The organism is Streptococcus sp. SM5 (assembly GCF_027497975.1).
Genome location: NZ_JAJNSC010000002.1, coordinates 210,759 through 222,059, shown reverse-complemented (window position 1 = coordinate 222,059; position 11,301 = coordinate 210,759). Strand labels below are relative to the sequence as shown.

Sequence of the window (11,301 nt, the reverse complement as noted above, 5' to 3'; positions counted from 1 at the left end):
TGATTAGTCGTTAAAATTCCAAAGAAATTTATGTTAATTTGCTTGTATCGTTAAAAATTAATCCGCATCAACCCAAATCTGGTATTTTTGACAGTGGAGGCATCTGAAAAGATAGCCGCAAAGAGATCCATCCTTAACCAAGTATTTTTCAATATCTTGATATTCTTCACGCGCTTCATAGTCTGCCAAGACTTGCTCAGCGATTCCCATGTCCTTCAATTCTCGAGTTCCAACTGTACCCAAGTAAGCACAATAATCTTGGCAACAAGAAAGCCAATATTCTCCTTGCCAACTAGAGTAACCTGGGGTCTGACAAAAAAGTAGATGATTCTTTTCTGGATCCAATTCACCCTGCCACTCGGCATCTTGGATAAATTCCGCATCAAATTTTTTGGCCGCTTGACCGTTTGCGATACAAAATGGGCAAAGGTATTCTATATCCTCGATACTATAAGGTATAAGTGCATAATAAACATTGCTTTCTTTCCCACAAGATGGACAAACCTTAGCTTCTCCTTCAACAAATGAACCTGTAGCTAAGGGATCTGGATGATAGAAAAAATGGGGTAAGTCTTTTAACAAGTCCTGTCTTTGCTTCTTCTCTTCTTTTGTTAGGGGACGATGAAGGGCAAAACGATCGCCATGACTCTGACTCATTTCTTGTAAACAGCTCAGTTTCTTTATCTGTTTTCGATCAGGTTTGTCTAAAATTTCGGTAAATAAGCTATAGGCACTAGTGTAGAGACCCAATTGTTCATAGAGGTCAACTAAGACTTTCTTCTCTTCTAAATCATCTGACTCAGCTAATTCATCAGCAAAATCATAAAGAGCTGCAACACTTGAAGGATGCCCATCTTGGTCTAAGTATTGTTTTTTTAATGTAATGTATTTTTCTAAAAATGGATTCATAGGATTACCTTTCTAATGGAATATAAAAACCTTAACAAATAGTCACTAAGACATTCCCGTTTAGCTTTAAGATTTCCTTGTAAAAGTCTTTCATTTTGACAAAGCAGGTCAAAATATCATCCTTGATTTCTTCCTCTTCCTCAAGATAATCCCAAATATCAGGATACAAATCCGCTTTCTTACAGGCTTCCATACTAAAGTCAGGCATAGCCCTGTCCATGTCAAAACTTTCTAGATCTTCTACGATCTCGGCTATCTTGTTTTTTTCAGTATAGGCTATGTACACAGATACTTCTTCTAAAGGAGTCATTCCTAAAACCGCTTCTCTCAAGGGATTTTCATCAAAAAATTCTGAACTACTAAATCCTGTCAAGAAAAAGACCAAGGCATCCCACATTTTGTCGATATCTAGAAAAATTTCATATTCCTCTGTATAATCCTCCGCCGAGTCCAGCAAGTCTTCTTCGACGTTCGAAAAACCTTTTATTTGTTCTAATTCATTGTCGGGTAAATATTGATAATTGGCATCATTCCCATGGTTTTACTCCTTTGAATCAGTTAGTATCATACGGATATTTCTAGCTCTATTTCCCAAGAAAGTGCTATAATGGAGCTAATAAATAGTTCTGTATTCATTGGTGAAAAAAGGGGAAGTAGTCATGTTCACTACTATTGTTTTAGGTTTTTATGCTCTTTTCTTTCTATCCTTATCCTTTACTATCTATCTCTATATCAGACTCATAGTTGCGGTTAAAAAAGGCAAAGACATTCCCAAATGGATTTATAAACTTGGCCATGCTGTTCAAGGAAGGATTCACGTTGACTATGAAGAAATCACTGATGCTAATGCCCTTAAAGAGATTCATTGGTTCTTGCTAATCTATCTAATCGTAAATCTACTGGTATTGGCTGGCTTCTACTATCATGGCAATAGATTTCCTCAAGCCATTTATGAATGTTTGAAAAAACAATTTTTTATCGTACTTGTTAGTATGGTTTTAAAAAGTACTGGTAAATTTGTTGTACTGGCTATAAGCAAAAACTTTCATAACAGTCATGTCTATGCATCAACCAACGCTTTTGTCGGGACAGCTTTTTTAACGAGTTATGTTTTTATGTTTTGCATGATGATGAGTGGCCTTCCGGCTCAACCTGTTCCAGTAACCATTCAAGATACTACTGTCATTGTCGGAGAGACTAAGGCTTCCGAGCTTTTAGACCAAGGCTTTACCTTTGGAGATAAAGGCGCAGAGAGCTTGATAACCAATCCCAAAAACGACCACTTCTACTATGGTCAACTTCTCGAAGTCAAGCGGGATAATCAGTCCTTTGGCTTTATGAGCCTCACTCCCACAGGTAAAGATACTGATCAGCTCAAAAATTGTGTCATCACCTATTACAGGACACCTAAGGATAAGAATCAACTAGAAGAAATTTCCATCAATCATGTCAAGCTAGCAAATCTCAAGCTCCAGGATTTTCAAACACGAAAATTAATCGATATCTTTGAAGTCAATCCTGCCGATTATAATGTCTCTGATACCGATGCCAACTTTATCCTAACCATCCAAACAGCAGATTACGACCTCTGGAAAAGATACCGGATTGAAGCTAAGTTTAATAAAGATGGCTCCCTAGATAGCTATGGTGTCAGAGCCCAACACAGTATGTGGGAATGATTGACCATTTCCCCCTTTATCACATAAGTATTAAACTGGAAAAATATCATCGACAAGTTTATAGCTTTCGATGAATCTAAGGCCAGAGGAACCTTTATCTCTAGTGATTTCTTCATAAATATCTTCTAAATTATGGGCAGGTGCCAGCATCCAAAGACTAAAAGGTCTGAGTTTCACCTGTCCAATTTTTTCAATATTTTCTAATAATTGCCCTAAATCTTTGTGATTGAACCAGCAATCTGTATCCAGAGCAAATTTCGTATTGTCCATCTTACAGGAGATTTGACTGGTCAAAAAATCATCGATGGTGGGCTTTTTTGTTTGTAAGAGGCGAGTGCAAGCTAGATGGTACTCAAGCTTTCTAGGACTCTGCTCAACCATAGATACAAAGACAAGACCATACTCATCTTCGAACTTAACAGCAAGGATATCTCCTTCTTCAAAATAAGGTTTGCGTTTAGTTTTGGCTTTAGTGACCTTTAGAGGTCTAGGATTTTCAGTTTGCAACTGAACTGCAAGTTTTTCCAAGACCTTTTGCCTTTGCTTCAAAGCCTTTGAGTCTATTTCCGACCAAAATGGATCTGGACCTTTTTGGATAAAGTCCAAGGTTTTATCTCTGATATCATCTGTCAGGTGATCAATCTTCCACAGTGAGTAGGCAAGAGCTGTCCAATAAATTTCTGTAAAAAAGTCTGTTTGGCAGTAATCTTTCTCCTCATCGAGGATATCCTTTATAATGTTCGTCACCTGTTCACCGTCTCTATAGCGACTGACTACTTCATTGTAAATGTCATAACCTTGATCACTGTCAATGATTTTAACGCCATCAATAGCCATACTCAACTCCTATATCTTATTAAATCTCAAAGCTTATTTAATCTTATGCTTATTCATTTTTTCTTTGAAAATATCTGTAAGAATTTGTCGTAAGTCTTGAGCTTCCTTTTCAGGAAGTTGGCCTTCTTGTTCAGCAACGGCGTATAATTCTGGATACTCAAGTGTAATTCTCTTGACAGTACGTGTAATAGCATGTCTTCTAACAAAAAACGGGATACGCTTAATCATCTCTTGAGGAATTAGAGCGATTATCTTATCGGCTGTTTCCTTATCGCTAAGTTTAGAAAAAGTTAATCCCTTTTTAATCATTTCTTGTTCTTTTTCTGTAAAATCTTGTAATTCCATATGTCTACTTCTCATCTTCTGTCACTTCCCAAACTTCAGCTTGGTAAGGTTCTCCATCTTCATCGTATCGATTGATATAACCAATAAACCTCTCATTTTTTCTTGGTCTCTGCTGGTTTCCTTTGATAACCCAAACAGCCCATACTCCGATTAAAACAATTATTATGAATGCTAGTACTACTTCCATTTCAATGCCATCCTTTAAAATTGAACCCACTTATCATTATCCATAATAAATGGCTTAGCTAGACCTTCACCTGTATAGTTTTCGTATTTTGTATCTAGATATTTGTAACAATCTTCCTTGGTCGCAAATTTGATGGCTTGATAAGGCTCCTCAAAGGTTAACTTTTCGACAAAGAGATAGCCGTCCTCACTTGGCACAAGTATCCCGACATGGCCAATAAATAGGGTTTGACCATCCAAGTCATCATGAACGACTACGGAAAGCATTCTTGCATTTTCGTTAAACTTGAATTGAGAAAGGAATTGTTCCATCTTTGCTGCATGAACCTTAACATCTGTCGTCGCTTCAGTCTTAACTCTTGAGAATAAAATATCAAAAGCATCCTTGTCTTCTGCAGCAAAGACCTTTCCTTTATCAATAGCATCATTATCGACAAACAATAGGGAATCATCTTTCTCTAACTTAGGAATTTCGATGGAATTTTTTAATAAACAATAGCTGTTGATACGACAGTTAGTGCCGACGAAATCACCTTTTTTAGGTGTCCAAAGACTGCTTATCTTTTCTACGTCATATTCAGTCTTTGTAAATGCAGAAAAATCTCCAGCTAATCCAACTGAACCGACAGTATTGTTGTAATCATTAACAAGGTTAAAAAATGCATCCACACTTTCTTTATTCAAATGCGCAGCCAAGGCTTTTCTGACTTCTTCTTCACTGGGCTTACTGTTCATATTGCTATAAGTAGCTTTCCAGGAAACCTGTTTTGATTGTGATTGACTGACTGAGTTTTCCGTAGTAGCTTCGCTTTTCTTTTGTGCTTGACTACAAGCCACTAAGGTAAAAATAAGCGTTGAGCAAAGACCAATAGTCGCTAATCTTTTATATTTCATAGGCGTTCCTTTCTTAAATAAAATTGTTGTTAAGAGTGAAAATCATTATTCTTTCGGTTGAGAATAGACCTCGATATGCTGCCCTAATACCTTGATTTCTACTGGTAAGTTATCGGATTTGTCACCATCAACATCCGTTTCCAATTCACTATCTGAAGAAATTTTGATGTGACGAGCTTTCATATACTCGATATTCTCATTTACGACAACATCCCCTTTTAATAAATCAGGGATAACTGATAATTTGGTAAGAATAGATGCATCTTTTAAAATCAAAATATTAGCATAACCATCCTTGTCTTCATCAAAGATCTTTTTGTCAGCGAAAAAATTGGTGAGGAGAACTAAAACATGACTGGCTGGTCCAATGTAATTTCCATTTTCAGTCTCAACTGTAATGTTAAATGCTTGATCTGTAACCACAGACTTCATAGTATTAATCGCATAGGCTAGCATACCAAACTTTGTTTTATCTTCTATACCAACATTATGAATGGCTTCTGGTAATGAACCAATACTAAAGATATAACCAAAATAGTTTCCATTTGATTTTCCGATATCAATCTTGTTGGTAGAACTAAAATCAAGCTCGTCGATCGCACCGTCAATATCTTGATTGATTTCTAATAGTTTCGTAATGAGATTTCCAGTTCCTCCTGGGATAATTCCTAGTTTAGGAGTATATTCTTTTTCCGCGATACCAGATATTACTTCATTAACAGTACCATCCCCACCAAAAACAAGGACTGCATCATACCGCTCTCGAGCAGCTTCTTCTGCAAAGTTTGTTGCATCTTGTGCTTTTTCTGTAATTTTAGTTTCCACATGTTCGAAGTGGTCTCTAGCTTTATTTTCTAGCTTCACCTTATAATCCAGGGCTTTTTCACCACCAGAAGTTGGATTAATGATTACCATAATTTTATTCATCTATCGTTCTCCTTAAACATTTTAAAAACAATGCAAAGCAAGTAAGAAACTTTTTTATTTTTCATTCACTTTTTTGATGCTGTATTAGACTGATAGATTTATATTGAGTAAAAACTATACATATAGAACTATCTAAATTCATTTTACTTGATTCAAGTTTATTTAGCAAGTTTACAAGATGTAGCATTAAAAAACCAACTGACATTTCTGTTCAATTGGTTTATATCTTTATGAAAAGTCTATAATCTTAACTATGTAAAAACTCTTTAGCCTTTTTAACAATATACAACTCTTGATTCTCTTGAACTAGCTTCCTAAATAATTCATGAGATCTATTTACATGTCCTTTTATTTTAGCATTTAAAGCCTGATAGTAACTAATTTCAAGTTTTTGATACTTAAACTCATTCTCCAAGTCTTCAAAATAATCATTACTTTTATGAGCAATCGTTAAATCGTGAAGAGCATAACACGTAATTTTAGTCTTGTCAGCCAGCATAGGGTCAGTGATGTTCAGATTGTTTAGCATATCATCAAGCTCTTCTCTATTCAAATCAGGTCGAGCAAGAATCGTAGATCTAATGAGGTAGCTTACTAAGAAATCTCTATATTTTGGTTTCAGATTCATAATAGCCAATGCTTCCGTCGCTTCTTTAATTGCAGCATCAAAATCCCCAGTCATGTATGAGTATGATACAGACGTTAAGGAAGCATCCATCTGCATGATTGGTCTATTAGATTTTTTATGATGTTCAATATACTGTCTCCAAGATGGTAAATCCAGGTCCGTATGTAAAAGTTTAGTTCCAGCTCCTATATACCTTTTTTTAATAAATAGCATAATAAGAAACAGGAGAACGTTCACAAATAAAATAAGCAATATTTGAAAAGTGGTATCTCTCACCATCCAAGCTACAAAGAGAATACAAATAATAGCCAAAACAATGGCAACATATCTATAAAGGACATATTTTTTTCGTAATGCTTTATAATCCATTTTGCTTTATCCTGTTTTTTCTTCACGTAATTAAAATTATGTTTCAACCTATAACATTTATAGTTAAAGAGCTATTTGTTAGAATTTTGATGGTATCTTTTTTCTTACAAGAAATCTACTCTTTCCATCTTCTGTTTCAAAGCCGTGTGGCACTGACGTATCAATTTCAACGATGATTCCTAAATCACGGACTACTCCAAAAGCAATAACTTTTTCAACAGGAAGACTCCTAACTTCCACTTCTTCAAATCCAAACACTGGAAGCTTGTCAACGAAAGCATGCTCCACTCCGTTCGCATCTGTCAGAATCGCCTTGCACCAATCTGGGAACTGATTAAGGTCGAATGCTTCTACGATAGTTACTTTACATTCAACCATCTCATTCTCCTTGCAAGGACTCTTCAAGCGCTTCTTTCGCATATCCCTCTACATCTTCAATCTCTATAAACGATGGATCTAGGTGACATAAGAAATGCCAATCTTCAGCGCCTTTTTCTCTGTAGAGAATCGCTTCGCCGTCTTCACTTCCGAAAAAGCTTCTATCGACTTCATACCCTTTGCTTTCTAAGAATTCTTTTGTCTTGCAGAAATTTGCTTCTCTGGCTTCGACATAGGCTTTCACTTCATCGTTGTTAACGACATACGCGTCGATTTTTGAATAACCTTCGATTACTTTATCATTTTTAACAGATAGATTCGAAATCTCTTTCCAAATAATGTCCACATTTTCCTCAGAATTAAACGAAAACATAGATAAAGGGACAATATTTCCATTGAATACAATTTCCATATAATCCGGCAAGTGTTTTGGGTTCACAAACTCCACTTCAAACCCATCTTCGTTTTCTAAAGTATACCCTGGGATTTGAGCTACAAAGGCTCTTCCCTCTTTTAAAGAATCAAACGCGACTAAATCTTTAGAATAATCATTTTGATACATTTCCAATATAACCATCGAGAACCCTCCTAGCTTGTTTTTTTAATTATGCTCTCCAAATCACACTTTTCTACACTCACGTATTCGACTTCTTTTGTTCCTTCATTGTAATGATAGCATCTAAAAATCAATTGATTACCTGTATGAAACAGCGTGTCTATCCCAGAGTAGTCTCCTTGGCATATATCTAGTACCATTTCATCAACAAGCTCTAATGTCTTTAAACGAAACACAAACCATCTTTCTTCTGTTGTAGAGAATACACCATAAGAATTGTTTATCTTCCATACGTTTGATAACCCGTCATTTTCAAAAACAGGAAATTGTTGGCTAGACTTTATTTGAAAACCATGATTCGATATTTTATAAAATTCAGTTGTGTAAAAATTTACCAACAACGAACTATCATCGTCAATCGTAAAAACATACGCTAAATTTCGTGGAAATTTATGTCTCATACTTAGCTCATGATTAGAAAATTCAAGGCAAAAGTCCTGCGATCCATTCTGGCCCGCTGTCAATGAAACGATGATTATATTATCAGAAAAGTTGTTAAAAGTTACCTCAGAATCAAGAAAATTATCTTCAAAATCTAAATAGGAACTTTGAAGATTCTTTTCGTCTCTCACTTCAATCCGAATTTCATGTCTACTTTTTCGATAAGCAAACCAAGTTAAGTTATTGGTCTGAGATTGATGGCTGCCGATTAAAGTGCCTTTTTTGGTTTCTATATTTTCAAAACTCTTATAGGATTGGTTATGATTGTCAATTAAACAATTTTCATTCACTTTTTTAAAACGGCTAAGTTTAATCACTTGTTATCACCCTCTAACTGAACCTGTGTATGAGCTAGTAAATCTCCTAGATGCCTTTTATCTTTTCTAAAAAATGCCATTGCCAGTAACAAAAGTGCAAGTAGGGTTGCTAAAGACGAAAGAATAATGGATATTAAATCAAAATCGCTATAGACTCCATGAATAGTTCCCATATGCCCTAATTGCCAAGGTAAAAATTTGATGAGATTTCTAATAAAGCTAGCCTGAATTGTTTTTTTCTGATAGACCAAACGAAGCCCTGCTTTTGATTTCCCAAAACTTCCATTTTTTGCATAATCCGAAAATGTGAAATAAAGCATGATTGGTAGGATACTGATAAAAAATGTAAGAGTCTGCGCCTGAAATTCTGTTTGCATTGGCACACCATTAAAAACAAAGTAGTAATAAGTTATAGAGCAAATAAACAGAATACCCAAGTAAGTTATGATTAAAAGATAATCAAATAGTAGTTCAGTCATTCTTTTTTTAACCGAAATAGGATTAATTTCCAAAATCTCCATTATTTTATCCTCCTGTCTAAGCTCGTAAAAGCAGTGATGCCTCATCAAATAGAAAACTCTCTATCAAATCCTCTAAATAGCCAATCATTACTTTCAAAAATATATGTCCAGTACTAAAATTTAAAATCCTTTTACTTACTAATTCTATTACTTGCTAATATTGTATAGATTAAATAAGCAATAAAAATAACATAGCAGCCAGTCTTACAACTTACTACTTTTCATATGATAATTTACAAATGTCTTTCCAACCACTCGATCTTTTTAAAATCCTTATTGTTATTTTGTTCATTTCGATAGGAGTCTTGAGAAGAAGCTTTGTAAATACTTAGATACTGCTCCAGACTTGGAAGACGAAAAGTGATGCCTTCAATGTGAATAAGCTCTATATCCGATTCCGAAACTCCTGCAAAATCAAGTAAGGAATCGATACTTCCAAATTCAACACTCTCTCTATCCTTTTGGAATTCATGCTCATGAATATCTATTAAGACGTAGCCTAAGTCTTTCATCACTTTCATTATCTTGTCCCAGTCATAAATTCTGAGATGGTCAGGTGCTTCCCAACCTCTAGGGTCACCAGGTACATGAATGTCAATGTCAGACGGCACCCAATTTTCTTTCGTTCTAAACTCCAATCCCAAAGAACCCATCAGTGTCGGTGTAATTCCGACTCGATTTAAATGGAAACAAATGGTTTTAAATTCTTCAAATAAGAGACTCATGTTTACTCTATACCTTTCATCTAAATGTTCGTTATTTCTACTTTATTCCCTTGAACAAAATCATCTTCAATTTCTAGAGTATATCCAGGGATTTGAGTTACAAATTCTTTTCCTTACTAATTCTATTACTGACCAATATCGTATAAATTAAATAACCAATAAAAATGATAATAAAAATAACATTAATTTTTAACACAAAATAGAGATTTAACAAATTTGCGAACGCATGAAAGAATATACAGTAACCCACTGATTGGGTTTGACGGTAAAGAAGCCCTATAACAAAACTTAAAAATAATGTATATATAAAAAATAAAATGAAAGGAAATCCTTGATGACTTTCTCCAACTATAAACCATAAAGGCAGATGCCATATTCCCCAAATTGATCCTACAATCAAATTAGATTGCCAATAAGTATATTTTTTATCAAGTAATGGTTGTAATATTCCTCTCCATCCTAATTCTTCATGTCCACCACCAAAAAAAATTAGTTGTATAAAGAATAATGGCATCAGATAAATTGATACTCTATTTAATTCAAAGGAAGATATAGAAAATAGTATCAAAATAGCTAACAAATGAATAATGAAATAAATACTACTATTTTCTTTCTTACTAAATAGAAAATGTTGAAATTTTATATTATTCCTTTTCAAATAAAAGCCACTTGCAATAGCTGGACCAAGTGCACCTACTATATGTAACATTCTCCCTATAAGTGTTTCTAATCCCAAAATATGAGATTGAGTAAAGATGGCAAGAATCCCCCAAGCTATATAAGTAATTCCAAATGTAAAATAAAGATAATTTTTTAAATTCTTTTTGTCAATTTCTGTCATTTTATCTTCCTTATTTTGATTATTTTATATGTAATATTTGTTACTGCTTCTTAGTTGCTCTCGATTATAACTACATATATTCTATCACAAAAACACAAAAAAAGCCTTACAATCAAGGCTTTCAGAACGTAGTCAAACCCTACCAGCAATAGAAAAATTGCCATATTGTAGGTTGGATACTATATTGTAAAAACTCTTAGGAATGTTGGTATAGCGCTATTCTTAACAGTTTTTTAGTTTCTCTAATTAAAGAAAAAGACTGAAGAAAATTGTCCAAAATGAACTTTTTTCTTCAGTCTGAGGTTACATTGATGTGCCCTTTTCAAGGATATTCACAATATTGAATTGATTGAGAAAGTGCAAAAATGAATCTGCTTGAGTTCCATAGGAACCAACTACAAATGGATTACTTCAGTGATAGCTATCGTCAGTTTGAGTTAGACTTCTATCGCTTTTCAGCACTTGATATACCATTGACATTTTTGACAGATGATATCTTGTTAACTATGGCTAAATCCCCAAAAAAACCATTTTAAGCTTAACAAAGATAATTCCAAAGATTATCGAGATCATTATTTTCTATTCAATGTTGAAACTGTCGAAAAAAATAATCTCACTAGGAAATATATTTACTTAAAGACTGTTCATGCTATAGATTAAAAAGAAGACCCTTCTTCTTTTTAATCTA

Annotated in this window: 15 protein-coding genes and 1 pseudogene; 2 read left to right on the top strand and 14 right to left on the bottom strand. The window is 34.4% G+C overall.

The features are described 5' to 3' along the window. Window positions 1-57: 57 nt before the first annotated feature. Window positions 58-909 (bottom strand): CbrC family protein, encoded by an 852-nt coding sequence (locus PAN07_RS02405; protein ID WP_269796898.1) that lies wholly within the window; start codon window positions 907-909, stop codon window positions 58-60. Window positions 910-940: 31 nt separating this feature from the next. Continuing rightward, the gene (locus tag PAN07_RS02400) at window positions 941-1,396 is read right to left on the bottom strand and encodes a YfbM family protein (RefSeq protein WP_269796930.1); all 456 of its coding nucleotides are present in this window, start codon (window positions 1,394-1,396) and stop codon (window positions 941-943) included. Window positions 1,397-1,568: 172 nt separating this feature from the next. On the opposite strand from PAN07_RS02400, the gene PAN07_RS02395 reads away from it, so the two are divergent. Further along, window positions 1,569-2,588 (top strand): hypothetical protein, encoded by a 1,020-nt coding sequence (locus PAN07_RS02395; RefSeq protein WP_269796897.1) that lies wholly within the window; start codon window positions 1,569-1,571, stop codon window positions 2,586-2,588. A 30-nt stretch (window positions 2,589-2,618) separates the two neighbouring features. On the opposite strand, the gene PAN07_RS02390 is transcribed toward PAN07_RS02395, so the two are convergent. The 12 genes from PAN07_RS02390 to PAN07_RS02335 all read right to left on the bottom strand — a co-directional run bounded on the left by PAN07_RS02390 (window position 2,619) and on the right by PAN07_RS02335 (window position 10,613). Then, on the bottom strand, window positions 2,619-3,425 hold the full coding sequence (locus PAN07_RS02390) for a hypothetical protein (protein ID WP_269796896.1): 807 nt from the start codon (window positions 3,423-3,425) through the stop codon (window positions 2,619-2,621). Window positions 3,426-3,458: 33 nt separating this feature from the next. Beyond that, window positions 3,459-3,770, bottom strand: a complete 312-nt coding sequence (locus PAN07_RS02385; protein ID WP_084857426.1) for a hypothetical protein — start codon at window positions 3,768-3,770, stop codon at window positions 3,459-3,461. 4 nt (window positions 3,771-3,774) lie between these two features. Beyond that, window positions 3,775-3,957, bottom strand: coding sequence for a hypothetical protein (locus PAN07_RS02380; RefSeq protein WP_269796895.1), 183 nt, complete (start codon window positions 3,955-3,957; stop codon window positions 3,775-3,777). A 14-nt stretch (window positions 3,958-3,971) separates the two neighbouring features. Next, a complete protein-coding gene (locus PAN07_RS02375) occupies window positions 3,972-4,850 on the bottom strand; it encodes a DUF4300 family protein (protein WP_269796894.1) in 879 nt (292 codons plus the stop codon). Between the two features lie 45 nt (window positions 4,851-4,895). After that, entirely contained in the window at window positions 4,896-5,777 is an 882-nt protein-coding gene (locus PAN07_RS02370; RefSeq protein ID WP_269796893.1) for a diacylglycerol kinase family protein, read from the bottom strand. A gap of 247 nt (window positions 5,778-6,024) precedes the next feature. Beyond that, the gene (locus PAN07_RS02365) at window positions 6,025-6,774 is read right to left on the bottom strand and encodes a hypothetical protein (protein ID WP_269796892.1); all 750 of its coding nucleotides are present in this window, start codon (window positions 6,772-6,774) and stop codon (window positions 6,025-6,027) included. Between the two features lie 78 nt (window positions 6,775-6,852). Continuing rightward, window positions 6,853-7,152, bottom strand: a complete 300-nt coding sequence (locus PAN07_RS02360) for a hypothetical protein (protein WP_269796891.1) — start codon at window positions 7,150-7,152, stop codon at window positions 6,853-6,855. Window position 7,153: 1 nt separating this feature from the next. Beyond that, the gene (locus PAN07_RS02355; RefSeq protein ID WP_269796890.1) at window positions 7,154-7,729 is read right to left on the bottom strand and encodes a hypothetical protein; all 576 of its coding nucleotides are present in this window, start codon (window positions 7,727-7,729) and stop codon (window positions 7,154-7,156) included. 11 nt (window positions 7,730-7,740) lie between these two features. After that, complete coding sequence (locus PAN07_RS02350) at window positions 7,741-8,526, bottom strand: hypothetical protein (protein ID WP_269796889.1); 786 nt, start codon at window positions 8,524-8,526, stop codon at window positions 7,741-7,743. Beyond that, complete coding sequence (locus PAN07_RS02345; protein ID WP_269796888.1) at window positions 8,523-9,047, bottom strand: RDD family protein; 525 nt, start codon at window positions 9,045-9,047, stop codon at window positions 8,523-8,525. Before PAN07_RS02345 ends, PAN07_RS02350 begins: the two co-directional genes overlap by 4 nt. A 233-nt stretch (window positions 9,048-9,280) precedes the next feature. Further along, window positions 9,281-9,772 carry a phosphoribosylanthranilate isomerase gene (locus PAN07_RS02340; RefSeq protein ID WP_269796887.1) on the bottom strand — a complete coding sequence of 164 codons (492 nt, stop codon included), beginning with the start codon at window positions 9,770-9,772 and terminating at the stop codon, window positions 9,281-9,283. A 97-nt stretch (window positions 9,773-9,869) separates the two neighbouring features. Further along, window positions 9,870-10,613: a CPBP family intramembrane glutamic endopeptidase gene (locus tag PAN07_RS02335; protein ID WP_269796886.1), complete on the bottom strand. Its 744-nt coding sequence runs from the start codon at window positions 10,611-10,613 to the stop codon at window positions 9,870-9,872. A 365-nt stretch (window positions 10,614-10,978) separates the two neighbouring features. On the opposite strand from PAN07_RS02335, the pseudogene PAN07_RS02330 reads away from it, so the two are divergent. Then, a pseudogene (locus PAN07_RS02330) lies at window positions 10,979-11,273 on the top strand (DUF5960 family protein). Window positions 11,274-11,301 lie beyond the last annotated feature (28 nt).

Excerpts from the sequence above, each read along its gene's own strand:
- PAN07_RS02405 (WP_269796898.1), bottom strand. The coding sequence starts at position 909 with ATGAATCCATTTTTAGAAAAATACATTACATTAAAAAAACAATACTTA.
- PAN07_RS02395 (WP_269796897.1), top strand. The coding sequence starts at position 1,569 with ATGTTCACTACTATTGTTTTAGGTTTTTATGCTCTTTTCTTTCTATCC.
- PAN07_RS02390 (WP_269796896.1), bottom strand. The coding sequence starts at position 3,425 with ATGGCTATTGATGGCGTTAAAATCATTGACAGTGATCAAGGTTATGAC.
- PAN07_RS02385 (WP_084857426.1), bottom strand. The coding sequence starts at position 3,770 with ATGGAATTACAAGATTTTACAGAAAAAGAACAAGAAATGATTAAAAAG.
- PAN07_RS02380 (WP_269796895.1), bottom strand. The coding sequence starts at position 3,957 with ATGGAAGTAGTACTAGCATTCATAATAATTGTTTTAATCGGAGTATGG.
- PAN07_RS02375 (WP_269796894.1), bottom strand. The coding sequence starts at position 4,850 with ATGAAATATAAAAGATTAGCGACTATTGGTCTTTGCTCAACGCTTATT.
- PAN07_RS02370 (WP_269796893.1), bottom strand. The coding sequence starts at position 5,777 with ATGAATAAAATTATGGTAATCATTAATCCAACTTCTGGTGGTGAAAAA.
- PAN07_RS02365 (WP_269796892.1), bottom strand. The coding sequence starts at position 6,774 with ATGGATTATAAAGCATTACGAAAAAAATATGTCCTTTATAGATATGTT.
- PAN07_RS02360 (WP_269796891.1), bottom strand. The coding sequence starts at position 7,152 with ATGGTTGAATGTAAAGTAACTATCGTAGAAGCATTCGACCTTAATCAG.
- PAN07_RS02355 (WP_269796890.1), bottom strand. The coding sequence starts at position 7,729 with ATGGTTATATTGGAAATGTATCAAAATGATTATTCTAAAGATTTAGTC.
- PAN07_RS02345 (WP_269796888.1), bottom strand. The coding sequence starts at position 9,047 with ATGGAGATTTTGGAAATTAATCCTATTTCGGTTAAAAAAAGAATGACT.
- PAN07_RS02340 (WP_269796887.1), bottom strand. The coding sequence starts at position 9,772 with ATGAGTCTCTTATTTGAAGAATTTAAAACCATTTGTTTCCATTTAAAT.
- PAN07_RS02335 (WP_269796886.1), bottom strand. The coding sequence starts at position 10,613 with ATGACAGAAATTGACAAAAAGAATTTAAAAAATTATCTTTATTTTACA.